Annotated in this window: 20 protein-coding genes; 7 read left to right on the top strand and 13 right to left on the bottom strand. The window is 63.9% G+C overall.

Features of this window, described 5'->3' with window-relative positions:
- Nucleotides 1–5: 5 nt before the first annotated feature.
- From pabB to PHW99_RS04715, 8 genes are all read right to left on the bottom strand, one after another.
- A complete protein-coding gene (pabB, locus tag PHW99_RS04750) occupies nucleotides 6–1736 on the bottom strand; it encodes an aminodeoxychorismate synthase component I (protein WP_300174310.1) in 1731 nt (576 codons plus the stop codon).
- Nucleotides 1720–2382 carry an ABC transporter ATP-binding protein gene (locus PHW99_RS04745; RefSeq protein WP_300174309.1) on the bottom strand — a complete coding sequence of 221 codons (663 nt, stop codon included), beginning with the start codon at nucleotides 2380–2382 and terminating at the stop codon, nucleotides 1720–1722. The genes pabB and PHW99_RS04745 overlap by 17 nt, the downstream gene beginning before the upstream one ends.
- Nucleotides 2379–3398 carry a tRNA (adenosine(37)-N6)-dimethylallyltransferase MiaA gene (miaA, locus tag PHW99_RS04740; RefSeq protein ID WP_300174307.1) on the bottom strand — a complete coding sequence of 340 codons (1020 nt, stop codon included), beginning with the start codon at nucleotides 3396–3398 and terminating at the stop codon, nucleotides 2379–2381. Before miaA ends, PHW99_RS04745 begins: the two co-directional genes overlap by 4 nt.
- Nucleotides 3399–3414: 16 nt before the next feature.
- Entirely contained in the window at nucleotides 3415–3840 is a 426-nt protein-coding gene (locus tag PHW99_RS04735; protein ID WP_300174305.1) for a DUF6691 family protein, read from the bottom strand.
- The gene (locus PHW99_RS04730) at nucleotides 3837–4310 is read right to left on the bottom strand and encodes a YeeE/YedE thiosulfate transporter family protein (RefSeq protein ID WP_300174303.1); all 474 of its coding nucleotides are present in this window, start codon (nucleotides 4308–4310) and stop codon (nucleotides 3837–3839) included. Before PHW99_RS04730 ends, PHW99_RS04735 begins: the two co-directional genes overlap by 4 nt.
- 41 nt (nucleotides 4311–4351) lie before the next feature.
- On the bottom strand, nucleotides 4352–5665 hold the full coding sequence (locus PHW99_RS04725) for an MFS transporter (protein WP_300174301.1): 1314 nt from the start codon (nucleotides 5663–5665) through the stop codon (nucleotides 4352–4354).
- A 62-nt stretch (nucleotides 5666–5727) separates the two neighbouring features.
- Entirely contained in the window at nucleotides 5728–6756 is a 1029-nt protein-coding gene (locus tag PHW99_RS04720; protein WP_300174300.1) for a MerR family transcriptional regulator, read from the bottom strand.
- Nucleotides 6757–6946: 190 nt separating this feature from the next.
- Complete coding sequence (locus tag PHW99_RS04715; protein ID WP_300174299.1) at nucleotides 6947–7384, bottom strand: hypothetical protein; 438 nt, start codon at nucleotides 7382–7384, stop codon at nucleotides 6947–6949.
- A 388-nt stretch (nucleotides 7385–7772) separates the two neighbouring features.
- Between PHW99_RS04715 and PHW99_RS04710 the strand changes: the two genes are divergently transcribed.
- From PHW99_RS04710 to PHW99_RS04695, 4 genes are read left to right on the top strand one after another with little or no spacing between them, the layout of a single operon-like run.
- Nucleotides 7773–8393: a response regulator transcription factor gene (locus PHW99_RS04710; protein WP_300174298.1), complete on the top strand. Its 621-nt coding sequence runs from the start codon at nucleotides 7773–7775 to the stop codon at nucleotides 8391–8393.
- 35 nt (nucleotides 8394–8428) lie between these two features.
- Complete coding sequence (locus tag PHW99_RS04705) at nucleotides 8429–10186, top strand: hybrid sensor histidine kinase/response regulator (protein ID WP_300174297.1); 1758 nt, start codon at nucleotides 8429–8431, stop codon at nucleotides 10184–10186.
- 3 nt (nucleotides 10187–10189) lie between these two features.
- Nucleotides 10190–14026 carry an AAA family ATPase gene (locus tag PHW99_RS04700; protein WP_300174295.1) on the top strand — a complete coding sequence of 1279 codons (3837 nt, stop codon included), beginning with the start codon at nucleotides 10190–10192 and terminating at the stop codon, nucleotides 14024–14026.
- Between the two features lie 7 nt (nucleotides 14027–14033).
- Nucleotides 14034–17915, top strand: a complete 3882-nt coding sequence (locus PHW99_RS04695; RefSeq protein ID WP_300174293.1) for a BTAD domain-containing putative transcriptional regulator — start codon at nucleotides 14034–14036, stop codon at nucleotides 17913–17915.
- A 131-nt stretch (nucleotides 17916–18046) separates the two neighbouring features.
- Here PHW99_RS04695 and PHW99_RS04690 read toward each other — a convergent pair whose 3' ends face one another.
- The 3 genes from PHW99_RS04690 to PHW99_RS04680 all read right to left on the bottom strand — a co-directional run bounded on the left by PHW99_RS04690 (nucleotide 18047) and on the right by PHW99_RS04680 (nucleotide 20664).
- Nucleotides 18047–18775: a hypothetical protein gene (locus PHW99_RS04690; protein ID WP_300174291.1), complete on the bottom strand. Its 729-nt coding sequence runs from the start codon at nucleotides 18773–18775 to the stop codon at nucleotides 18047–18049.
- Between the two features lie 240 nt (nucleotides 18776–19015).
- Entirely contained in the window at nucleotides 19016–19630 is a 615-nt protein-coding gene (locus tag PHW99_RS04685; RefSeq protein ID WP_300174289.1) for a YitT family protein, read from the bottom strand.
- Nucleotides 19631–19659: 29 nt separating this feature from the next.
- Nucleotides 19660–20664 (bottom strand): LLM class flavin-dependent oxidoreductase, encoded by a 1005-nt coding sequence (locus PHW99_RS04680; RefSeq protein WP_300174287.1) that lies wholly within the window; start codon nucleotides 20662–20664, stop codon nucleotides 19660–19662.
- An 86-nt stretch (nucleotides 20665–20750) separates the two neighbouring features.
- On the opposite strand from PHW99_RS04680, the gene PHW99_RS04675 reads away from it, so the two are divergent.
- Nucleotides 20751–21119, top strand: coding sequence for a TfoX/Sxy family protein (locus PHW99_RS04675; protein WP_300174285.1), 369 nt, complete (start codon nucleotides 20751–20753; stop codon nucleotides 21117–21119).
- 6 nt (nucleotides 21120–21125) lie between these two features.
- A complete protein-coding gene (locus PHW99_RS04670; RefSeq protein WP_300174283.1) occupies nucleotides 21126–21434 on the top strand; it encodes a DUF1653 domain-containing protein in 309 nt (102 codons plus the stop codon).
- 9 nt (nucleotides 21435–21443) lie between these two features.
- Here PHW99_RS04670 and PHW99_RS04665 read toward each other — a convergent pair whose 3' ends face one another.
- A complete protein-coding gene (locus tag PHW99_RS04665) occupies nucleotides 21444–23099 on the bottom strand; it encodes a DUF4139 domain-containing protein (RefSeq protein ID WP_300174282.1) in 1656 nt (551 codons plus the stop codon).
- 304 nt (nucleotides 23100–23403) lie between these two features.
- Between PHW99_RS04665 and PHW99_RS04660 the strand changes: the two genes are divergently transcribed.
- Nucleotides 23404–23787 (top strand): VOC family protein, encoded by a 384-nt coding sequence (locus tag PHW99_RS04660; protein WP_300174281.1) that lies wholly within the window; start codon nucleotides 23404–23406, stop codon nucleotides 23785–23787.
- A gap of 88 nt (nucleotides 23788–23875) precedes the next feature.
- Here PHW99_RS04660 and PHW99_RS04655 read toward each other — a convergent pair whose 3' ends face one another.
- Nucleotides 23876–24889 (bottom strand): NAD(P)-dependent alcohol dehydrogenase, encoded by a 1014-nt coding sequence (locus PHW99_RS04655; RefSeq protein ID WP_300174279.1) that lies wholly within the window; start codon nucleotides 24887–24889, stop codon nucleotides 23876–23878.
- Between the last annotated feature and the right edge of the window lie 84 nt (nucleotides 24890–24973).

Below are 24973 nucleotides of genomic sequence, written 5' to 3'. Positions count from 1 at the left end.
GCGCTTCACACCAATTCGGCATCCACCCAGCCACGCAGGCTGTTGATGAAGGCCCAGGCCTGCACCCGGGGCAGGTCGGCCAGGGTGATCACTGCCTCGCGCAGGCGGCCCTCGGCCAGATGGTGGGCACGACCGACGCCAGCGAGCAGGCCGCAATGCAGCGCCGGGGTGCACCACTGGCCGTCCAGCAGCACGGCGATGTTGCCGCGGGTGCATTCGGTCAATTCACCACGCGGGTTGTAGAGCAGGGTGTCAAACAGCGCCGGGTCGGTTGGGGCGAAGGCCTCGTAATGCGCGCGGCGGCTGGTTTTGAAACGGGTGAATTCACTCTCGAATGCTTCAAAAGGTGTAGCTGCCAGGGCAATTTTGACGCGGGCTGGCGTGCTGTTTTGTTCAAATTTTTCGGCGCTGGGCGTGCCGCTGGCGTCCAGCTGCAGGCGCACCCGCCAGACCCGTTCATCAGGGGTGGGTGGCACCAGCGCGCGCAGCGCGGCGTCGACCTGACGCAAGTCAAACGGGTAGCCAAAGTGGCGGGCGGCCGCTTGCAGCCGCGCCAGATGCCAGTCCAGCAGATGAAACTCGCCGCCTTGCAGGCGCAGGGTTTCCAGCAGGGTGAAGCGCTGGCTGGCGCGCTCCAGAAAGCGGCGCTTGTGCTGCCACTCCTGCCACTCGGCGTCGGCGCTGGCGTCGGCGGTGATGCCGCTGCCGATGCCGCAGCGCAGCAGCTGGCCCTGGCGGGTGACGGTGCGGATCGCCACGCTGAAGGTGGCGTGGCCGCCTGGGCGCACCACCCCGATGGCGCCGCAGTAGACGCCGCGGGGCTGCGGCTCCAGCGACTTGATCAGCTGCATGGCGCGCACCTTGGGCGCGCCGGTGATCGAGCCGCATGGAAACAGGGCGGCAAACACGTCAGCCAGCGTGGTGCCGGGCCGGGTGCGGGCGCGCACGTCCGACACCATCTGGTGCACGGTGGGCAGGGTCTGCACCGCAAACAACGCCGGCACCTTGACCGAATGCGGCTCGGCGATGCGAGACAGGTCATTGCGCAGCAGGTCCACGATCATCACGTTTTCGGCGCGTTCCTTGGGCGACTGGGTCAGCGCGGCGGCCCGAGCTGTGTCTTCCTCGGCACTGTGGCCACGCGCGGCCGTGCCTTTCATCGGGCGGGTCAGGATGGTGCCGTCTTTCCAGTCAAAGAACAGCTCGGGGGAGACCGACAGCACTTGCTCGAAACCGCTGTCGATACAGGCGGCATAACCACCAGGCTGGGCGCGTTGCAGGCGGGCAAACAGCGCCGCGGTGCTGCCGCTGAACCCGGCCTGCAGCATGGTGGTGTAGTTGACCTGGTACAGCTCTCCGGCGGCGATGGCCTGGTGAATGGCGGCCATGTTGGTGGCAAACTGCGGCTGGCTCAGCGGGTCGTGCCAGCTCAGCGCGCCGGGGTCGTCGTCGGTGGTGGCCGCGTCGGGCCAGGGTCGGGCCTGGTCAAACACGCCAAACCAGGCCAGCGGGCCGTCGGCGGTGTGGGTCTGCAGGGCCGCATCAAAGGCGCTGGCGGCTTCATACCGCAGGTAGCCGACACACCAGCGGCCTTGTTGCGCCCAGGCGGCCACCGCGTCAAGCAGCGGGCGGACTTGCGCCACCGTGTGCGCCACCAGTGTGTGTTGCGGCGGGTCAAAGGCACAGCGCAGCGCCGCACCGCCGTGCGGGTCGGCAAAATCAATCCGGATCGGCATGGGGCATCAGTCCATCAGCGGTGAGTTGCAACACCCGGTCGGCGCGGGCCGCAGCGGTGGCCGAGTGGGTCACCAGCACCATGGCGGCACCGTGGGCGCGGGTCTGGCTCACCAGCGCGTCCAAAACACGTTCAGCGGTGCGCGGGTCCAGGTTGCCGGTGGGCTCGTCGGCCAGCAGCAGTTTCGGGCGGTGCACCAGCGCGCGGGCGATCGCCACCCGCTGCAATTGCCCGCCGCTGAGCTGCTGCGGCAGGCGTTCGCCCAGGCCGTCGAGCCCGACTTCGGCCAGCATGGCCTGCACGCGGGCGTCATCAGACTGGCCCAGCAGCATCAGCGGCAGCGCCACGTTTTGCGCCACGCTCAGGTGGGGCAGCACGTGGAAGGCCTGGAACACAAAACCGGTTTTCTCGCGCCGCAGCTGCGCCAGTTGGTCGTCGTTGAGGGTGTTCAGATCAAGTCCGTCCAGCCGCACCGTGCCGTAGTTCCAGCTGTCCAGCCCGGCCAGGCAGTTGAGCAGGGTGGACTTGCCCACACCCGATTCACCGATGATGGCGACGAACTCACCTGCCGCCAGGCGCAGCGAAACGTGGCGGAACACCGGTGTGTCGCCGTAGTGCTTGCCCAGGTGTTCGGCCACCAGGATCATGCCGTGTTGTCCACGAACTGGCGGGCCAGCGCCAGCACCTGCGCCAGCGCATCGGGCGCGTCACAGGCCACCACGCGGCGCTCGGGCATGCTGCGCAGCCAGGTGATCTGCCGTTTGGCCAGCTGGCGGGTGGCAAAAATGCCGCGGTCGCGCAGCTCAGCCAGCGGCCATTGGCCGTCCAGCGCCTCCCAGGCCTGGCGGTAACCGACGCAGCGCATCGACGGCAGGTCGGGGTGCAGGTCGCCGCGCGCACGCAGGGCCAGCACTTCTTCCAGCAATCCGCCCGCCAGCATGGCGTCAAAGCGCTGGGCGATGCGTTGATGCAGCCAGGCCCGGTCCTGCGGCTCCAGCGAGATCAGCAGCGAATCGCCCGGTGTTTGGGCATCAAATAGGCCGTTAGCCCGGGTGGAATCTGCCTCATTAGCTATCAATTTTGTAGTATGGAAGCTGGCCATCGGCCGACCGGAGAGGCGGTACACCTCCAGCGCGCGGGCAATGCGCTGCGAGTCGGCTGGTGCCAGCCGGGCGGCGGTGACCGGGTCCACCTGCGCCAGTTCGGCGTGCAGGGCGGGCCAGCCCTTTTGCGCGGCTTCCTGTTCGATCACCAGGCGCACGGCGGCGTCGGCCTTGGGCATGTCGTCCAGGCCCTGGCGCAGCGCCTTGAAATACAGCATGGTGCCGCCCACCAGCAGCGGCAGCTTGCCACGCGCCGTGATGTCCAGGATCAGCGCCCGGGCGTCAGCCACAAACTCGGCGGCGCTGTAGGCCTGCAGCGGGTCGCGGATGTTGATCAGGTGGTGCGGCACGGCAGCCAGCTCGGCGGCGCTGGGCTTGGCCGTGCCAATGTCCATGCCCCGGTAGACCAGCGCGGAATCGACGCTGATGATCTCCAGCGCGTGGTGTTGGGCCAGCGCCAGGGCCGCCGCGGTCTTGCCCGAAGCCGTGGGCCCCGCCAGCGCCAGATAACGCGGCAGCGCGGCGGCCGGGGCCGGCAGGGAGGGTGAGGATGTGGTCATGCGCTGGCGGCGGTGCTCAGCCCTTGGCGCGCAGGCCCTGGACCAAAGCGCCCAGGGCCATGCCGCCCAATGCCCACAGCAGGGTCCAGTTGCCGGCACCCAGTCCGGCAATGGCCGGCCCGGGGCAGACGCCGCACAGGCCCCAGCCCACGCCAAACAGCGCCGCACCGGCGGCGGTGTCGCGGTTCCACTGGCTCACGTGCTGGTGAAAGTAGTCGCCCAGCAGCGGTTTGCCCAGCAGGCGCGGCGCCAGTTTGTAGACCAGCAGGGTCACCATCACCGCGCCGCCCATCACCAGCATCAGGCCAAAGTCCTGCAGGCGCAGAAAACTCAGCACCACTTCGGGGCGGATCATGGTTGACAGCGCCAGGCCAAAACCAAACAGCCCGCCCGCGGCCAGCACGGCCAGAAAGCGCCCGGGGGTCAGCCGCTGGGCGCTCATGCCAGCCACCTCGCAGCCAGATTGGCCGTCAGGAAGGCGGTGGCCATGAAGGTCAACACCGCCAGCAGCGACGGCCACTGCAGCGACCCCAGGCCACAAATGCCGTGGCCCGAGGTGCAGCCATTACCCAGGCGGGCGCCGTAACCCACCAGGAAGCCGCCCAGCACCAGCTGCCACACCGGCACCTGGGTGACTTGGGGGGCAGCGCCCGCAAAACCCAGCCACCACACCAGCGCGCCCAGAATCAGGCCCAGCGCGTAGACCAGGCGCCAGGCGCGTGAATCGGTGAAGCGGGCCTGCTGGAAAAACCGCTGGTGCAGCACAAATGACCAGGTGCTGGAAAACACCGTGCTCATGCCACCGACCAGGCCGGTGAGCACAAACAGCAGCGCCACCCCGGCACCAATGGCGACCCCGCCCAGCAGATAGTGCTGCCAGCCCAGGGGAAAGAGAGTAAGTGTCAGATTCATGGGGGTGGATTATCCCCATGTGGCCTGCGTCCATGACGCCGTCAGGGCTGCGTGATGGCATCGGTGACCTGCCGCAGGGGGGAAGTCAGCATGGCACCCAGCGCCAGACACAGCAGCAGGCCGCCGCAGCCCAGAAACAGCTGGGGCAGGGTGATGGCACGCATCGCCCAGCCGGTGACCGCCCCCGACAGCGGGGCCAACCCCAGAAAGATGAACATGAACATGCTCATCACCCGGCCCATCAGCGCCGCCGGGGTGCGTTGCTGCAGCCAGCTGAAGATTGCCACCTGCATGAAGCCGCCCAACACGCCAATGGCCCCCAGCAGTGTGGCGCCCTGCCAGGTGGCTGTGATCAGCCCCATGGGCATGAACAGCAGGCCCACCAACGCGTCGATGCTCAGCATGGTCAGGCCCAGCGTGCCCAGGCGCAGGCCCGGCCGGGCGCCGGACACCGCCATGCCCACCAGCGTGCCGGCGCCATGGGCGCCGAGCAGGATGCCCAGCGCCGCCGCGCCGAGCTGCAGGGTGCTGGCCAGCACCGGCATGGCAATCTGCACCGGTCCGGTGATCAGCACCGCCACCGCAGCCCAGTAGATGAAACACCGGCGCAGGTCCTGGTCCTGCCACAGGTGGCGCAGGCCGGTCTTGACCGCGTGGAACACCGGTTCATGGGCGGCTGGTCCAGCCCCCTGCGCCGCCGGGCTGGCCGGGTGCAGGCGCACCTGCGCCAGCGTCCAGGCCGAGACGGCAAAACTCAAGGCGTCCAGGCCAAAAGCCACGCCCAGGCCAAGCGCATCGGGCACCGTGCCAGACGCGTTGCCTGAAGCACCATCGCCAAACAGCGCAATCAGCACCCCGGCCAGCAGCGGGCCGACAAACATCGACAGCTGGCGCAAGCCCATCATCAGGCTGTTGGCGGCGGGCAGCTGCGCGCGCGCCATCACATGCGGCAGCATCGAGGTGGCCGAGGGAATGCTGAACGCCGTGGCCAGCCCGATGGCCAAGGCCAGCGTGTACACCGTCCACAGTGCCAGGCCTCCGGTCAGCACCAGCCCGGCCAGGGCCGCCAGCAGCAGGGTGTTGACGTATTTGGTGAGCATCAGCACGCGCTTGGGTGAGTAGCGGTCCACCACCGCGCCGCCAATCAGGATGAACAGCGCGCGTGGCAGGCTCATCAGCCCCAGCACGGTGCCCAGCACCAGTGTGTCGCCGGTCAAACGCAGCACCAGCCAGGGTAGTGCCACCAGCGTGAACTGGTCGCCCAGCATGGAAATCACGGCGCCGCTCATCAGCCAGCGAAAGTTTTTGTCGCGCATCAGCGTTGCGCGGGCGGGGTCGGTCGGGTGTGGGTGCATGGCTTGTCCTCCTGAGAAGCGTTGTCAAGACCCGAATGTTCAGCCCTCACGCAAGGTGAGGGTCAAGCACTTTTTGGTGCACTCAAAGGATGACCTTGCGCGGCCAGGGTGCGCTGGATCACGTCCAGGGTGATGTCGTCAAACACCGTGGTGCCTTGCAACAGAGGTTCGGCGTTGAAGGCCGCGATCAACTTGCGCAACAGCGCGGGCTGGCCGCCACACAGGTTCAGCATCACCTGTTCCCAGTGCGCGACGAAAGCCCTGGCGGCGGTAGAGGTCGGGTCAGCCCGGCTGGTATGCAGCGTATGGGCCTCTTGTGTCAGTTGAGTGATGACCGTTTCCGGGATGGTACGCAGCGTGCGCAATTCCGCCGGGGTCATGTGGCGCTGCATGGCCGCCATGCGCAAGGTGATGGCGGCACTGATGTAGCTGATCACTTCAGGGCCGGGGCCGTTCTTGAACTGGCCCTTGGGTTCAGTGTTGTACATCTGGCCCCAGCGGTCAATCAGATGAAAGTTGTCGTTCATCATCGCCAGCGTCAGGTTCATCCAGCGCAGGGCCAGTGACTGCACCGGCTGGCTGTCAGCGGCTTGTTGCTGTTGCATGGCCTGCCGAACCTCGCCAATCAGGCGCTCCCAGCTGGCGCTTTGGGCTTTGCGGTTGTCCAGGATCAGCCGGATTTCATCACTACTGAAATACTTGGCATAGGTGCTCATCAGCGACAGGGTGGACAGCCAGTCACTCATGTCGGGCTCGCTGCCCGCGGCCAGGCGGTCTTGCAGCAGGTGCAGCCGCGCGCGCAGTTCGGTAGCTTGGGTGATTTCATGGTCCAGGGCGCGGATTTGTCGGGCAATGGTGTCGCTCAGGCCTTCACCACCGCGCGCCAGCATGCTGGCAATGTCGGCCAGCGGCAAGCCCAGGTGGCGCAGTGCCTGGATGCTGTGCAGGCGGCCGACGTCGGCCTGGTTGTAGAGCCGGTAGCCTGCCTCGGAGCGGGCCGAAGGTGTCAGCAGGCCAATGCTGTCATAGTGGTGCAGGGTGCGCACCGTCAGGCCGGTGCGCTTGGCCAGTTCGCCAACTTTGAGGTGCACGACAGGGCTCCTTGACGTGATGGGGCAGGCCACCGTGGCGCCACCGGAGGTCACAGTATCAACCCTGACGTAAGGTCAGGGTCAAGGCCGCAGCCTATTCACCCAGCCTGGTCAGTCTCTGGTTGGTGATTGCTATAAATTCAATAGCTATATATTGTTTGTGTACGCGGGCTATGTGGCAAAAATGCCATTAACACGGGCCCGCTTTCTGGTACCAGACGATGCAGGAGTCAGGTCCTGTCAAGCTGGTTCCGATGCTGCAGACCGGCGTTGCCGGGGTTGGCAGTGCCACATCGGTTGGCGCCGGGGGGCTGCTCGGATCAAGGGCTGAATAACCGGCACGGTAACTGATCGAGGAAATGGCGGCTGTGCCCGCACCACTCTTGATCCAGACATAACCAATCGGGCCGCACACTGGCCCGGGCGTCATCCACGCCACATCGGTTCCGGTCAGTTCATGGCCGCTGATGCCCAGTGCCTGCAGTATGGGGGCGCCATAGGCGTAGCCGTTGTTCGTCTGCAGCAGCGTGGTAGCGCCGGTCAGCATCGACAGCGTCAACAGAAACAACCCGCGCCCGGTTTTCCGGCGGATAAACACCAGGCCCATCACTGCCAGCATCAAAGTCATGGTCGCTGTCAGCCAGGGCGACAGTGGCACCGGGCTGACGGTGGTTGTGCTGAACCCAAGAATGACTTGTGCGGAGGCGTCGTGCGCCGCTGTGGCGGCGAGCAGGAGGACTGCACAAAGGAATGGCTTCTGAGTTTTCATGGTTTGTATTGGCGGTGGAGATGGGTGTGTGGTGGGCCGATCAGACGACCCAAAACGGGAATTGTTGGCGGATGCTATGGCGCAGGCGTTCACCAAACGTTCGCAATGCACTACGCTGTGCCCTGGTGGGACAAAGGTCCCGGTTGCGCGAGTGTTCAGAGTGATGGTGTTAACGTGAGGCAACCCATGATGCTCAAGGTCCATTCAGGAACAGCGGGTTGCAAAGTCAAATACCGGGGGAGATAACGTGCCGTACAAAATTCTGATCGTGGATGACCATCCGCTGGTGCGTGATGGTCTGGCAATGCTGGTGTCCTCCTTGCCTGGTGGTGTGGAAATTTTCAAAGCGGCCACAGCCGCGCAGGCGTTGGAGCAGGCCGAATTTCACACGCCATTGGATGTGGTGTTGCTGGATTGTGGTTTGCCTGACGCGGATGGCGGCGGTTTGATCAAGGCCTTGCAAACGCGCAGTGGTGGGGCACCGGTGATTGTGGTTTCAGCCAACGAGTTTGATGGGATTCCCGAGCGTATGCTCAGCCTGGGGGCCTGCGCCTTTGTGCCCAAGAGCAAGGCTTCCGCCTCCATTCTCAATGCGGTGAAGGTGGCGCTGGCACACGGCAGCAGTGCCAGCCTGCCAGCGCCTGTGGCCGCCCAGGCGGCTCAGGCCGTAGCGCCCCAGCTCACCGCACGCCAGCTTGACATCTTGCTGATGTTTGACCAGGGCCTGACCAACAAGGATATTGCCCTGCAGCTGGGGTTGTCCGAGAAGACGGTCAAAAACCATATCACGGCGCTGTTTCAGGCCCTGGGTGTGGTGAGCCGTCTGCAGGCGGTCCGGCAGGCCCGCAATTTGAAGTTGCTGGCCTGAGCGGGCGATGTGCCATCAAGACATCGGGGAATCTGATGAGTAGAGACGAGGCGGTCCGGCTCGAACAGGCGCGTAACCTGCATGATGGCAGCCCTTTGGTGTTATGGGGCAATTTTGGTGGTGCCTTGTGTGCCTTTGTGATTGTGTTCCTCGGGCTGGGGGCACTGCAGCTCTTTCTGTCGGTATGGCTGTTGCTGTTTGTCGGCAACATGGCCTGGACCTTCGGCTTGCGTCGGCGTTATCCGCGTGCGAGTCTGGGTGACCCCAGGTTGATGCGCCAATGGTTTCATTGGAATGTGATTGGCAACATTTTGCTGGGCCTGCTTTGGGGTGTCATGTCGGCGGTGGTGATTTCTGCCGGGGTGCCAACGTACCAGTTTGCGATGCTGGCCGGGATGGCCATCCTGACGGTGGGGGGCATGTTCAGCCTGGGGGCCTATTTCCCGTCTTTTCGTGGCTTTTTCCTGGTGTTGATGACACTCACCATTGCGGCATTGATGGGGCAGGGAACGATGCTGCACGGCGGGATGGGCGTGGCCACCTTTCTGTATCTGCTGTTCATGTTGTGGTCCGGCCAACGGTTCAACCGCAGTTATATTGACTCTCTGCTGTTGCGTTTCCAGAACCTGGACCTGGTGCGTGAGTTGACTTTGCAGAAAGAAGCGGCGGAAAACGCCAACCTGGCCAAGTCGCGTTTTCTGGCAGCGGCCAGCCATGATTTGCGCCAGCCCATGCACGCCCTGAACCTGTACCACGGTGCCATGGAGAATGTCGAGCTGTCTTCGGAGGCGCAGCTGTTGTTGTCTTACGCCCGGCAGTGCGCCGTGGCCATGGACGACATGTTCAGCGTGTTGCTGGACATGTCGCGTCTGGATGCTGGTGCCGTGACACCGAACCTGACCATCTTTCCGGTCAGCCAGCTGCTGGAGCGCATCCGGGTGGAGTTCGAACCCCCGGCCAGGGAAAAAGGGCTGGATTTGCGGGTGGTCAAGTCAAGTCGGTTCATCCGCACGGACCCGGCGTTGGCCGAGCGCATCGTGCGTAATCTGGTATCCAACGCGGTGCGCTACACCCACCAGGGCAAAATTCTGGTCGCTTGCCGCCGGCGCGGCCAGCTGTTGCGGTTGGCCGTTTTTGACACCGGGACCGGTATTCCGCAGGACAAACAGCAAGCCGTGTTTGAGGAGTATTTCCAGTTGTCCAACCCCGAGCGTGACCGCACCAAGGGGCTGGGTCTGGGGCTGGCCATTGTCAACCGGGTGTCCAACCTGCTGGGTGCGCCGATTCACCTGCAGTCCGAGCCCGGGCGGGGCTCGATGTTTGCCGTGGATTTTGAATGTGAAGACACGTTTGAGCACGCGCCGGAGCCGGCTGACAAACCCGAAGTTGGCGCGGGCAGCCTGGTCGGGCGACTGATTGTGGTGATTGATGATGAGGCAGCGATTCGCGCCGCCATTGGCATGTTGCTCAGACAGTGGGGTTGTGTGGTGGTGACAGCAGCTACCGGGGACGATGCGGTGGAGCAATTGGCGGCCTACCCCACGCCGCCCGATGTCCTGGTGTGTGATTACCGGTTACGCGGCACGGAAAACGGGCTGGACGCCATTGACAAGGTGCGCATGGAGTTTTGTGTGGATGTGCCTGCCTTGCTGGTGACCGGGGACACCGCACCGGACCGGATTCTTGAAATCCGTGAAGGCGGCTTTCCCGTGTTGCACAAGCCCTTGCAACCCGATGAATTGCGCGCCGCCCTGCAGCGGGTCATGTCGGGCTGCCAGACGGCGCTGGTCTAGGCCATGACCGCATGGTCTTCTCCAGGCCCTGACTTCCAGTGGTTTTTTTTGGGCGGGTTTGAGGCACGGCTCAATGGCCATCCAGTCACCGGCTTGTCTTATCAGAAGATGCGCGCCTTGTTGGCCTACCTGGTCATGGGACGGGAGCAACATCACAAACGGGAAGTATTGGCCGGCTTGTTGTGGTGCGGCAGCGATGCCACCACTGCGCGTGGCAACTTGCGCCGAACCCTGACCGATTTGCGTCAGGCGCTTGAGCGTCCTTGCGGGGCGGCCGTGCTTTCAGCCAGCAAAGTGAGCTTGCAGTTCATCGCAAAAGGGTCTGTGGATGTGATGGATTTTGTCGCAGACGCCCCCCATGCGCCAGACAGTGTCCTTGCGATTGAGCATGAGGAACGCATCCTGGCCCTTTATCGGGGCCAGTTCCTGGCCGGCATGTCCTTGCCTGACTGTCCCGGTTTTCAGGACTGGCTGCAAAAACAGCGCGCTGCCTTGCATCGTCGCGCCTTGTTTTTGCTGGAAAAGCTGAGCAGTTGGTATGAGCAACGCGGCCGCTACCGTCAGGCTTTGCCATTTGCCTTGCGTTATGCCGAGCTGGAGCCGTGTGACGAGACGGCCCAGCGCCGGGCCATGCGTTTGTATACCTTGAGCGGTCAAAGTGGCGCGGCCCTGCGTCAGTATGAGCTTTGCAGCAGCCAGCTGAAGAGTCTGCTGGGTGCGCAACCTGAGGAAAGAACCAGGCAACTGGCAGAGCAGATTCGCGGCGGCACCTTGTTGACGATGCCTCCAGGCACGGTGTGGGAGGAAGGATGGTCCATTGGGGAGCCGCTGTTGCCGCAGCGCCGCCAGGTGACCGTGTTGTGTTGCGAATTGGGCCTGGCGGGTGTCGAGGATCTGGAGGAGATGGTGGCGGCGCTCGGTCCCCGGCAGGCGCGTTGCGTGGATATTCTGCGGCAGTTTTCAGGGCATGTCGTACAAACCCACGGGGGTGGTTTGTTGGCCTATTTCGGTTTCCCCTGCGCCCGCGAGGATGCTGCCCGCCAGGCTGTGCAGGCGGCTTTGGCCGTGGTGGATGAGGTGTGCTGCGGTGTTGACCTGCGGGTGGGCATTCACACCGGTCTGGTGGTGACCGGCGGGTCTTCGGTCATGCCCGACACCTCGGGTCAGACCACGAAGGTGGCCATGGGCCTGTGCCAACAGGCGGCGCCCCGGGAGGTGCTGATCAGCCGGGCGACGCATCACATCGTGGCAGGGTATTTTGATTGTGCTGCCGCAGATGAACCGCTGCCGTGTGACGGTGGTGAAGCGGTGCGTGTGTTCGGGAGAAGTGGCGCGCAGCACCGGCTGGATGCCGCAGCGCAGCTCACACCTTTGATCGGGCGTGAGGCGGAAATGGCACAGCTGTTGTCGTGGTGGCGCCAGGGGATGCGGGGTGAACGCCAGGTGGTGATGCTACAAGCCGAGGCGGGCATGGGTAAATCGCGTTTGCTGCATGCTCTGAAAGCGCGACTGGCGGGGTCAGCTTTTGCACTGTGTGAATGGCGTTGCTTCCCGGAGTATGCCCAGTCGCCGTTTCACCCACTCCTGGTGATGCTGGAGGGGACCTTGGGTTTTGCCACGGGGGACACGCCCAAGGCCAAATTTGACAAACTTCAGGCGTCTCTGGCCAGGCACGACTGGACGCCGGGCCTCGACATGGTCGGGCTGCTGGCGCAATGGTTTTCCCTGCCGCTGGCGCCCAGTGCGGCACCTGTGCTTGCGGCGCCCCAACAGCAGGAGCAGATACTGGCGGTTCTTCTGGCATTGTTGAGCAGCCTGACAACACGGCAAGCCACGTTGCTGGTGGTGGAAGACCTGCACTGGATCGACCCTTCCACATTGGAACTGTTGACGCGGTTGATTCGCCAGACGGCCAAAAGCCCGGTTTTGGTGGTGCTGACGGCCCGGCCTGAATTCATCGCACCCTGGCCGCCCGCCTTGATGAAGGCCTTGGACTTGCGTCCGTTGACAAAAAACGAGGTGACCTCCATGGTCGCCGCCATCCGTGCCGACATGATGCCGGAAGCGGTTCATGGCATTGTGGAACGCGCCGACGGGGTGCCGTTGTATGTTGAGGAGATGACCAAAATCGCTGCGTCTGGCAACCCGGCGGGGATACCGGCCACACTGCAGGATTTGCTGGCCGCGCGCATGGACATGCTGGGTTCGGCCAGACACGCCGCCCAGCTGGCAGCCACGCTGGGGCGCGAGTTCGACTTGGCTTTGCTGCGGAAAATCCACCCCTCCAGTGCCGGCGAATTGGTAACCCAACTGGACGCTTTGCGTGATGCTGGCCTGATTTTGAACGTGAGTGACACCACAGGCCAATTCAAACACGCGTTGATTCAGGAGGCCGCTTATCAATCCCAATCAACACCAGATCGGCAGGCCGCACACCGACGGATCGCGCAGGTGCTGCAAAGCGATTTCCAGGAATTCATTGCGCAGCAGCCAGAACTTCTGGCACAACACTTGTCCGCGGCTGGGGAAATCTGTCCTGCCATGGACTGCTGGATGACGGCTGCTCGCCATGCCGCTCAGCGCTCGTCCAATCAGGAGGCCATCGGCCATTTGCATGCCGCCCTGAAGCTGGTGGAGGCGCTGCCGACCGGTTTGAACCGGGATCAGTCCGAATTCAGAATTCTGGTCAACCTGTGCCCGGTGCTCTACAGCGCAAAAGGGTATGGCTCGCTGGAGGCGTCACAGGCGAATGCACGCATTTCGGTGTTGTGTGACCAGGTGGGGGACAGCCCGGAACTGTTTCAGGCGAGATGGGCGCTGGTGATCAACACCCTGACCGTTGTGGGCTCACACAAGCGTGAGGTGCTGAAGTCAGCCAGGCAGTTGTTGGGCATGGCACATGGTGATCCCCTGAGACTGCAGGCGGCGCACTATGTCGTGGCCAATGCGGCTTACTGGCTGGGTGACTTTGAAACCACCTGTACCCATGCCAGGCAGGCGCTGGCGCTGTATCAGCCAGAGCACAGCCAGGAGTTGCTGGCGCGATTTAATCAGGATCAGTCCGGGCCCATGGCCTACATGTCGTGGGCGTTGTATTTGCTTGGGTTTGCGGATCAGGCGCTGGCGGTGTGTGATCGCATGCTGAACCAGGCGCGAGCGTGCTCAGACCGTCCGCAGACGCTGGCCTCAGCCATGAGTTTTGCGCTGGCACTCTATCGCTGGATGGGCCTGTCTGCTCAAGCGTTGTCCCTGTCTGCCGAAACGATTTCCCTGGCGCGCCAGCATGGTCTTTCGGTCTGGTTGACGGTGGGTGAAATGTCGCACGGCTGGGCCATGGTGATGCACGGGCAGCACGACGAAGGTATTGCCGAACTCCAGTCAAGTGTGAGCCGAATGCGGCAGGCGATGGGGGGCATCTCGGTGGCATTTTTGGTCCCCCTGGTGGAGGCCTATGTGCATTTGCGCCGGTACGAAGAGGCGCACTGCCTGTTGGTGCAGACCCAGGCGGACGCGCAGCGTTGTGGTGATGGCCATTTCACCGCTGAGTTGTACCGGCTCCAGGGCGTGTGTTTGCTCGGGCTGTCCACCGCCAGCGTCGCCCAGGCCGAAGCCTGCTTTGCCCAGGCGCTGGCGGTCAGCCGCCGACAACAGGCCAGATCTTTGGAGTTGCGTGCTGCGATCAGCCTGGCGCGTCTTTGGCAATCACAAGGCCAGTCTGCCCAGGCGCGGCATTTGCTGGAAGAGGTTTGCCGCTGGTTTGCGCAGGGCCGAGACACGCGTGACTTTCAGGCGGCGCTGGAATTGCTGCGCGTTTTGAATGGGGCGCTCGTTCCCGCATGACAACGACATGAATGCCAAAGCAGCCGAGAAGGCAGCGCCACAACAACAGTTGTTGCAAGTGAGATTTTTTGGAGGCTTCTCTGTCAGTGTCGGGGGGGTGGCGCTGCGGAAATTTTCTTATGACAAATTGCGCGTGTTGTTGGCCTATCTGGTGATGCAGCCGCAGGAACAACGCCGTGAACATTTGGCGAAGTTGTTCTGGCCAACGGTCCCGGCAACGACGGCACGGGGCAATCTGCGGCGTTGCCTGTTTGACCTGCGTGCCGCGTTGGCCGAGCTTGGTGCAGCAGACACAGGCGGCAAGTCGGCGGCCAGCTCGGTTGACCGCTCCCCGAAAGCACTGCGCTTTCCGGCCTCCCTGGCCCACCATGTGGATGTGATGGATTTCCTGGGAACCGATGCGGCATCAGCGGCTACGCCGGCAGCTGAGCTCCATCGGCTGGAGCAGCGCATGGCGCTCTATCGGGGGGAGTTCCTGGCCGGCCTGTTCATCCCGGACTGCCCGGAGTTGAATGACTGGCTCCAGCGCCAGCGGGAAATCCTGCATCGGCAGGCCTTGACTTTGCTCGATCAGCTCTACACGCGTTATGGGCCCATGGGGCAGCAGCACAAGGTTTTGCAGGCGGCCTTGAGGTACACCGAATTGGCGCCCTGGGACGAAGAGGGCCACCGCCGGGTCATGCGTGATTACGCGTCAATGGGGCACAGCGGTGCAGCGCTGAGTCAGTATGCATGTTGCTGCAGCTTGCTGAAGCAGGAACTGGGTGTGCTGCCCAGCGAGGAAACCCGGCAATTGGCTGAGCAGATTCGTCTTGGCGCACCCGTTAAGGGGTGGCACGGGACAAGGCCGCGGCGCCACGGCCCGGCAGGCGAGCCGGCCCAGTCGCGGCAGGTGACAGTGGTGTACTGCGAGTTGGTGCACGCCGTGATGGACGATCCTGATGAGGTCATGGCCCTGCTACGCGCCCCCCAGGCGCGCTGTGTGGAGATCATGGCGCAGTTTTCTGGACATGTTGTCCAGGCGCATGGCGGGGGACTGCTGGCATATTTTGGGTATCCGCAGGCCCATGAAGAGGTCGCCCACCGCGCCGTGCTGGCGGCGCTGGCGCTGACGGGCGAGGCGGCTCCAGGTGTCGGCATCCGCGCCGGTGTGCACACGGGTCTGATCATGACCGGCAGAGACTCATCCATGCCGGATACGTCCGGCAGAACAACCCGTATCGCCATGGCGTTGAGCCACAGGCCAGCACAGCACCCGGTGGTGATCAGTCAGGACACCCACCACCTGGTGGCCGGATATTTCGATTGCCACAGCCTGGGCGCACAGACGCTGCCTGGTGGTGGACACGAGCAGGACATATTCGAAGTGGTCCGGGAAAATGGGGTGCGCACCCGACTGGACGCCGCCGCGCAACTCACGCCGTTGATTGGCCGCAAGGCAGAAATCATGGAACTGGTCGGTTTGTGGCAAGCGTCAACGCAAGGCGCGTGCCACGTGGTACTGCTTGAGGGTGAGGCCGGTATTGGCAAATCCCGCTTGTTGCACACCCTGAAGCAGCGCCTGGCAGACCAGCCGCATGTTGTTTGCGAGTTGCGTTGTTTTCCGGAATTCAGCCAATCACCTTTTCACCCGCTGCTGGTGATGCTGGAGCGGCTGTTGGATTTTGTGCCCGGCGATTCGGCTGCGGTGCGCTCGGGCAAGCTGGTTGCATACCTTGAAACCCGGTTCCCGGCTTCGGTGGCGACGGCGGTGCCCTTGTTGACAGGTCTTTTTTCGCTGCCGCTGGATCAGCGGTACGCCCTGCTTGGTTCCTCACCGTCAAAGCAGAAGGAGCAGATCAACCGTATGCTGATGGAGATGGTTCATGCGTTGGCGGTGCAACGACCGGTATTGTTCCTCGTGGAGGACCTGCATTGGATGGACCCGTCCACACTGGAATGGTTGACACTGTTCATTGAGCAGAAAGGTTCCCAGGCGATTTTGGCGATATTGACCGCGCGCCCTGACTTTGATCCACCGTGGCCGTCATCGCTGGAGCGCACCCTGGTGTTGGCCCCGCTGGGGGTGGACGAGATGATGCGCATGATGGCTGCCCTTCGGCCCGACATGCCGGTTGTCACCAGGCGCCGCATTGTGGGGCGCGCCGATGGTGTGCCGCTGTTTGTGGAAGAGATGGCCAAAATGGCCTCGTCCGGCAATCCGGCCAGTATTCCGGCCACGCTGCACGACTTGCTGGCCAGCCGTATTGACAGTCTGGGAGACGCCAAAACCACGGCACAGCTTGCCGCCACCATCGGGCGCCAGTTCAATCTGGCTGTGTTGACGCACATTGCCGCCACGGCACCGAACGAACTGGCGCGCAGCTTGCGCACCTTGGAGGAGGCGGGGCTGATCGTCAGGGTGGATGGGGCATCCTGCCAATTCAGGCATGCCTTGATTCAGGAGGCGGCCTATCAATCACAAACCAGGCTGGTGCGGCAGGCTTCGCATCAACGTATTGCGCAAACGCTGCTCAGTCATTTCCCGGACGTGATCGCGGTCCAGCCTGAATTGTTGGCGCGCCATTTGTCTGCAGGCGGTGACACACGGCAAGCGGTCGACTACTGGCTCAAGGCCGGGCAACGCGCGGTGCTGAGTTCGGCCCATCTGGAAGCCCTGGATCATCTCAACACCGGTTTGCAACTTCTGTTGGCGCTGCCACCTTCGGCAGAACGTGATCGACTGGTGTTGACGACGCGCACCCGCCTGGGGGCGATCCTGATCGCCGTCCAGGGTTATGGCTCGGTGGAGGCCGGCGCCGAGTACACACAGGCCACGCAACTGGCCGAGGCGCTGGGTGAGCGGTCCGGACTGTTCAGGGCCACCTGGGGCCTGTGGCTGGGGGCAAGTTCATGTGCCGGGCACGGCCATGCCCTGCAGCTGGCCAAGAAACTGTTGCAACTGGCGCAGCGGGATCAAGATCCGCTGCACCTGCAAAAGGCACATTACGCCATGGGCAACAGCTTGCTCTGGACCGGTCGCCTGAGTCAGGCGCGCCGTCATCAGGAGCAAGGCATGGCGCTGTACCAGACGGCGCACCACGACATCATGGTGCGTGAATTGGGCGAAAACATCTGTGTCTCCACCGGCTCTCAGTTGACCTGGGTGTTATGGCTGCAGGGGTTTCCTGACCAGGCACGGGTGGTTGGTGAAAAGACACTGGCTCTGGCGCGTGAAGTCAATCACCCCTACAGCCAGTGTTATGCCTGCGCTCACGTCATGGTGCTTCAGCGTTGGCTGAGACAGATCGGCACCACACGGCAAATGGCCGAGGACACCATGGTTCAGGCCCACCAGCATGGCTTTCCGTTGTGGTTGCTGACGGGGACCGCGTTTCAGGGCTGGGCCGTGACCATGCAGGGGCAAGGCCACGGGGTTGCCCAACTGCAATCGGGTGTGGCAACGGTGCGTGCCGCGATGGGCGGGGTCGAGGCGTTTTTCCTGGTGCCATTGCTTGAAGCCCAGATGCGTTTGGGCCAGTGGCAGGAGGCCCTTTCCACGGCGACCACGGCGCTCGCTGTGGCCCAGGCCAGGGATGACCGTTTTCAGGAAAGCGAGATCCTGCGGCTCCAGGGCGAATGCCTGCTGGGACAGTGGCTGCCTGATGTTGCCGCGGCCGAAGCCTGCTTTGGTCAGGCTCTGACGATTTGCCAGCAGCAGGGGGCGAAATCGCTGGAGCTGCGTGTGGCCACCAGCCTGGGGCGGCTGTGGCTCAGCCAGGGCAAGCAGGCGCAGGCCCAACAGCTGCTGGGGGCCGTCAGCTGCTGGTTTACTGAGGGCCTGGACACGCCAGACTATCAGGACGCGCAGTGCTTGTGGCGTCGTTGTCGGTCCGAGGTGGTGCGGTAGACGACAACAGCGCAACCGTGCTCAAAAACAAGGCAATCTGATCAAAGCCAAGGCTGGCGCGGGTTTGGCGGCTTGTGAACACGCTTATCCACAACGCTGCCCACAGTGGCTTGGGGTAAGTTTTTTGGGGCTTAGGCGGTGCGGGTCGCCTGACCCGGGGCCTGACCGGTGGCTGAATAATGGCGGATGGCTGCCAGTGAGCCGGCGGCGCTGTGGCGGATCTGGTTGTCTTCGTAGCGGTGTTGCGCACCGACCGGGCAGGCGCGCCGCGCCAGGCAGCCCAGAGCGCAGGTGGAGCCTTCGGCCAGCCGGCCGGCGTTGCAGGCTGGCAAATCAAACTTGCCGCTGGCCAGGGCACCCGCTGGGCAGGCGCTGATGCAGGGTTTATCCACACAGCTGTCGCAGGGGTAACCGTTGTCTACCGGGGCCGATGCGGGCAGCGTTGTGTCGGTCAGGATCGCGCAGCGGTAGGCAAACCAGCTGCCCCATACCGAGTCGATGCCGACCATGAAGGGGGCAGCGCGATGCCAGCCAGCGATGGCGCCCAGCCGCTGCAGACCAATGCGTCCGGCGCCAGGAAATAACACCCTGGCCCGCGCCTGCGGCAGCGCCTGGGCCAGCCAGGCCTGGACGGTGCGCACACTGTAGTCGTCAATCGGGTGGGCGCTGTGAATGCCTTCGGCCTGCACACATTCCCACAGACGCCGGCCCGCGTGGCCAAACAGGATCAACTGGCGTTCGTGCGGTGTGGGTTCCAGCGGGGCGACCAGGTCTGGCGGCAGGGCGGCCAGATCGAACACATGCTGGCGGTTTAGCCCGGCCTGGTTGAGGAAGTCGGCAAATGGCAAGGTGGTGGACATGGGGGTGTGGTTTGAGAACAGTGCCTGCGAGTTTACGGGCAGAGGAGGTGCCTAAAAATCAGGCAGTCCGGGCAAAACCAATGCTGGCGCGGGTTTGGCGGCTTGTGAACACGCTTATCCACAACACTGCCCACAGTAGCTTGGGGTAACTTGGTTGGGCTATTTGCTATTAATATGATAGCTGTATAAGTATGCTATATCCGGGCTGGAGCCCTATTTTGCTTGCAAACCGGGTCAGGATCAGCTGCCGGTGTAGCGTCCTGGCCGGTGGTTGATGGCCAGAAACAGGCTCATCACCAGCGCCCCCAGCACGGAGTACAAGGCCTGCGGCAGCGGCAGCAGCAGGGTGGCCAGGGCCAGCACCGTGACATCGATCACCACCTGCACCTTGCCGGCGCGCCAGCCGCGGGTTTGCTGCAGATACAGTGAAACCACGGTGGCGCCCCCGAGACTGGCGCGGTGCCGGGCCAAGAACAGGCAGCCGGCGCCCAGCAACAAACCGCCAAGCATGGCGGCATAAGCCGGGTGCAGGCGTTCAATGGCAAACAGCGCTGGCGACCACTCGGTCATCAAGGTCAACAAGCTCACGGCGGCGAGTGTCTTGAGGGTGAATTCCCGCCCCATGCGGCGCCAGGCAAAGCCGTAAAACGGCAGATTCACGGCAAAAAACAGCTTGCCAAAGCTGATGCCGGTGAGGTGGTGCAGCACAAACGCCACCCCTGCGGTGCCGCCCGTGATCAGGCCGGACTGGTTGAAAAGAATCAGGGCCAGCGAGACAAACAGCGTGCCGGTGAAAACCGCCTGGGTGTCTTCAAACGCGGTATGGGGTGCGGTGGTGAGTGTGCTGGTGGACATGTATCAAAAGCAAGCACAAAACGTGCCGATCAGGCGGCACAAGCCGCTGCCGCGATGTCCAGCGAACGCAGGCGCAGCGCCGGGTCATAGATGTCACACACCAGCATGAATTCGTCGGCCTGGCTGTCCTGCAGCAGCGCGTTCAGGCCCCGGCGCACCTTGTCCGGGCCGCCAATGACAGCCGCACCGAGGAAGTCGCCAATGGCGGCGCGCTGCTGTGGCAGCAGTTGGTCCATGAAATGCGGCGCCGGCGGCTGCAGGCGGGAGCGGTGCCCGCTCAGGATACCGTGGACGCGCTGATACGTGCTGCTGGCCAGCAGTTCGGCTTCGTCGTCGCTGGCGGCGGCAATCAGTGGCACACCGATCATGACGTAGGGCTTGGCCAGGACGTCGGAGGGGCGAAACCGGGCGCGGTACATGTCCACGGCCGGGTGCAGCAGCCGAGGGGCAAAGTGGGAGGCAAAGGCGTAGGGCAGACCGCGTTCAGCCGCCAGCTGGGCCGAATACAGGCTGGAGCCGAGCAGCCAGATCGGCACCTGGGTGCCCGCGCCCGGCATGGCCACGATCTGCTGCCCGGGCTGTATCGGCCCCAGCAGGGTTTGCAGTTCCGCCACGTCACGCGGGAAGTCGTGTTCGGTTTCGGCCAGGCGGTCACGGCGCAGGGCGTGCATGGTGAGACGGTCGGTGCCGGGCGCGCGCCCCAGGCCCAGGTCAATGCGCCCGGGGTACAGCTCGGCCAGCGTGCCAAACGCCTCGGCCACCACCAGCGGGGCGTGGTTGGGCAGCATGATGCCGCCGGCGCCAACGCGAAGATGCTGCGTGCCCGCAGCGATGTGTCCCACCAGCACGGCGGTGGCCGAACTGGCAATACCCTCCATATTGTGGTGTTCGGCCAGCCAGTAGCGTCTGAAGCCCAGAGCTTCGGCGTGTTGGGCAGTGCGCAGCGCAATGGCCAGCGCGTCGGCGACGCTGCCGCCCTCGCGCACGGCCACCAGGTCCAGCATGGACAGGGCAAGGTTTTGAAGTGAAGGCATGGGTGATCTCGGCGGGGTCAACAGACCAATGAGCAAGTGCCTGATTTTGCACCCGGATACCGGGTTCAGACGGTTAAACTTTTGCCATGAGCACCCATGCCAACGAATTTGCCCAATACTGCTGTGAACTGTTGTCCACGGTCGGGCCGTGTGTGGCACGCCGGATGTTTGGCGGTTATGGCATCAGCACCGATGGGCTGACACTGGCCCTGCTGGCCGACCTGGGTGGTGGCGAGCGGCTCTGGCTCAAGGCCAGCCCCGAGACCCGGGCCCGGTTCGAGGCCGCAGGCTGTGAGCGTTTTACCTACCTGGTCAAGGGGCAACCCAAGAGCATGAACTACTACAGCGCGCCTGACGAAGCCATGGAGTCGCCGCCCGAGATGGCGCCGTGGGCGCGTTTGGCGCTGGAGGCCGCACTGGCCGCGCGGCAGCCCAAACGTTCCAAAAAAAGGTGATCTCCCATGCCCTTTCGCGCTCCCAATGTCCACCAGTTCACGCCCGGAACCCAACTGCGGCATTACAAGGGTGGGCTCTACACCGTGGTGGGCACCTGCCTGATTGAAGCCACCCTGAAGCCCGGGGTGCTTTACAAACCAATGCAGGGTGACAGCCAGGACATCACCTGGATGCGGCCAATGGCCGAGTTTCAGGACCAGGTGGCCACCCCCGAGGGCATGGTGCAGCGTTTTGTGCTGGTGGCACCCCGGGGTCAAGCCGGTCTGACGCCGCCTCGGAATGACGGCCAGATTCAGCCGGCTGATGGCCCGTGAACGACGGTCTTACTGAAGCTGGGCGTCCTTGGGGTAGCTGATGGCGTAATGGGCCGTGAAGCGTGCCGTCTTGCCGGCGTCCAGCCGGGTACGCCACTGCACCACGCCGGGCTGTTCGTTCCAGAGGGCGGTTTCAGGTGGGGGCGCGAACTTGTTGTCCACCGTGACCTTCTCGTCGATGGACACCGGTGAGGCTTCCAGCACCTGCAGGTTGATCGGGGTGTGGTGGCGGTTTTCCACGGTATAGGCGCGCTCCACCGTGCGTTCGGCGCGGGTACCGACAAAGCCGGTGCTGCCGCGCATGTCCTTCTGTGGCTCGACCCGCACCGAAACCAGTTCGTCACGGCCAAACGACAGTGCCAGGGTGCCCTTGGTGGCGCTGCGCAGAGTGTCGGCCCCGACATAGGCACCGTCGCGGTACAGCTGCAGGGCGCCGCTGGGCCACACCCCGTCGGGCTGGGGCAGTTCGGCCACCAGCCAGGCGCTGGCGTCCTGCAACGGGCTGGTACGCGTCAGCAGGGTCACGGCGGCCTCCTGCGCCCCCAGTGCCAAGGTGACGCGCTGGCCGCTGGACGGCACGTCAATGCGCTGCGGCACCGCAAATTCGGTGGCAAAGGTGCTGTTGAAGACACTCACGTCAAACGACGGCGCCTGGGCTGCGCCGTCCTGGGCTTCGAGCTTGCGCATCGGTGCCGGGGCGGCGGCAGGCCGGGCCTGCATCTTGGCCAGCGCCACCGGCTGCGGCTCGGCAATGCCAATGCGCCAGGGGTAGGGCTGTGGCCCGGTGGTGCCACGGCGCGGCTGCCCGGTGGACAGGCGCATCGGCACCCCCAGCCAGTCTTCCCCCGTGGTTTGCGCCACCTGTGCCTGGCGCTCCAGTTTGAGGGTGTTGTTGCGGCTGTCGAGCAGGGCACGGTAGCTGGGCGCCCAGCCGGGGCCGTTGATCTGGTAGCTCAGCCGCAGCTCGGCCTCGCGCGGGGCGTCCAGCGTGACGCTGACCGACACCACCCTGGTCCGGCCAGCCAGCACCCGGCTGCGTTCGGCCAGCAGCGGTTTGAGGGTGCGATCCAGCTCTTCCTGCTGGCGCTTGAGCTGGTGCTGGCGCGTCAGGGCGTCTTGCCCGGTGCGGCGCAGCACATCACTCACGGCGGCCAGGTTTTTCGGGTCGGTGCCGACGCGGGCGCCACTGGCCGTGTCGTCGGTCGGGCTCAGACCCTTGAGGTAACCCGTGACCAGGGTGAGGGCGTCGGTCTCGGCGGCCAGCAGGGCTTTTTTGTCTTCCAGCTCGCGAATGCGGGCATCGAGCATCGTGCCGGCGCAGGCCGGGTTGGCCTCGCGCTCTTCATTCAGGGTGGCGAGCTCGCCCAGGCGAACCGAGGGGTCGGCGGTCACGCTCAGGCTGGGTACATCCAGGCCGGCGGGCAGGCAGGTGAAGGTGAACTTCCGGGTACCCGCCGCCACTTTGGCCACCCGCTCGACGGTGGCGCTGCCAGGGTAGAGCGTGACCTGGGCAATGCGCGACTCGGATGCGCCCGCTGGCTGGGCCCAGCTGGGCAGGCCGCACAACACGCCGCACAGTAGCGCTGTGGTCAGGGGCAGCTTGCGCGCGGCAGCCTGATGCGGGCCACGCCAGTCCACCAGGTTAAAAGCAAAATTGGTTTTCATGGTGATGTCACTCCCGTGTTGGATGATGGCCCCCGAGGGAATTGGCACTCTCCACAGGGGCGCACAGCGGCACCATTCTGCCATTGAAAACCCGTGCTGGCGATTTTTGATCATTACCTGTCTGGGGCCGTTTTGCTATCTAATGAATAGTTAGATAATGAACCTTTATGCGGGCTGATGACCTGTTGGATGCCTCGTGACCCGGGGCCGGCAGCGACCACCGGTTGGTCGGTTTTATTCAAGACAAAGGGGCGCGTTCGCCTTATCCTGGCAGCCTGATCTGTCTGAAACCAAGGAGCCTTCCATGAAACTCGGCTACACCATTTTGTATGTTGACGATGTCCGGCGCAGCCTGGACTTTTATGCCCAGGCCTTTGGCCTGACGGTCAAATTCCTGCACGACAGCGGTGATTTTGGCGAGCTCGACACCGGCAGCACCACCTTGGCGTTCTCCTCGCGCCAGTTGATGGCGCAGTTGCAGAAGAACCCCAAGCCTGCCGACGCCAAAGCCCCGAGTTTCGAGATCGCCTTCACCACCGACGACGTGGCGGCTGCCGTGACCCGCGCTGTGGCAGCCGGCGCGCCGCTGATGCAACCGCCCGAGCAGATGCCCTGGGGCCAGACCGTGGCCTATGTGGCGGACCTGGACGGTTTTCTGGTGGAAATCTGCACACCCATGGAGGTCTGATTGCTATAAAAATAGTAGTTTTATAGACAATAAATACACGGCATCCATGGCCAGACTCCGCCAGGATGGCCAGCGCAGACACCAGCCATCAGTGTGTGAAGGTGAGTACCACCTTGCCAAACGCGCCGCGTGCCAGGTGTTCGAATGCGGCAGGCAGATCATTCGCCGGATATTCGGCGGCAATCACCGGTTGCAGGGTATTGGCGTCCACTGCCTGCACCAAGGCTTCCAGCGCGCGGCGGTGGCCCACGTTCACACTCTGTATCACGGCGCGTTTGTGTATCAGGTCGAAGCCGGAGCCTGCGAGTTCGCTACCGTCGAGCACCCCAATGAACGCCACATGTCCGCCCATGGCCAGCGCCTGCAGTGAACGCCCCAGGTTGACACCACCCACCGTCTCCAGCACCAGGTCCGCGCCGCGTCCCTGGGTCAGGGTCAGCACGGTGGCGGGCCAGTCGCTGGCGCGGTCCAGCACATGGTTGGCACCCAGCGCCAGGGCTTGAGCGCGCTTGTCGGCGTCGCCAGAGATCACAATCACCCGTGCGCCGTGCAGGCGGGCAATTTGCAGCCCGAACAACGCAACGCCGCCGGTGCCATGGATGAGAACGGTCTGGCCGGCGTGCAGCCGACCGTTTTCCACCAACCCGGTCCAGGCGGTCAGCGCCGCGCACGGCAAGGTGCTGGCTGCCGCAGCCGTGAGTGTGCTCGGTGCGGCCACCAGCCAATGCGCGTCCATGACCACATGTGTGGCCAGCATGCCGGGACCGCGGCCGCCCAGTGACACGGTATCGGGGGGGGCAACACCGTCCAGCCAGCCCGCTACAAAGGTGCTGATCACGCGCTCGCCGCCACGCCAGCGTGTGACCGCGGAACCCACTTCGAGCACCGTGCCTGCCATGTCCGAGCCTGGAGTGAATGGCGGCATGGGTGCCATGCCGTAGTGGTTTTCAATCAGCATCAGGTCGCGGTAATTGAGCGCCACCGCCTCCACCCGAACCAGAACCTGATGGGGTGCCAACGGGGGCAGTGTGGCTGGAACGTAGCGCAAGTTTTCTGGTCCAAAAGCAGTGAGTTGCCATTGGTGGGGCAGTGGGAGTGTCATGGTGGATCCTTGTGGAAGTTTTGGAGAAACGTTATGCTAATGTCGCAAATTAGTCCCGTGTGACATCAATAATTCAACTCAATG

Origin of the sequence: Rhodoferax sp., from assembly GCF_028689305.1 — a bacterium.
GTDB lineage: Bacteria > Pseudomonadota > Gammaproteobacteria > Burkholderiales > Burkholderiaceae_C > Rhodoferax.
This window is presented reverse-complemented; position numbering and strand designations above follow the sequence as displayed.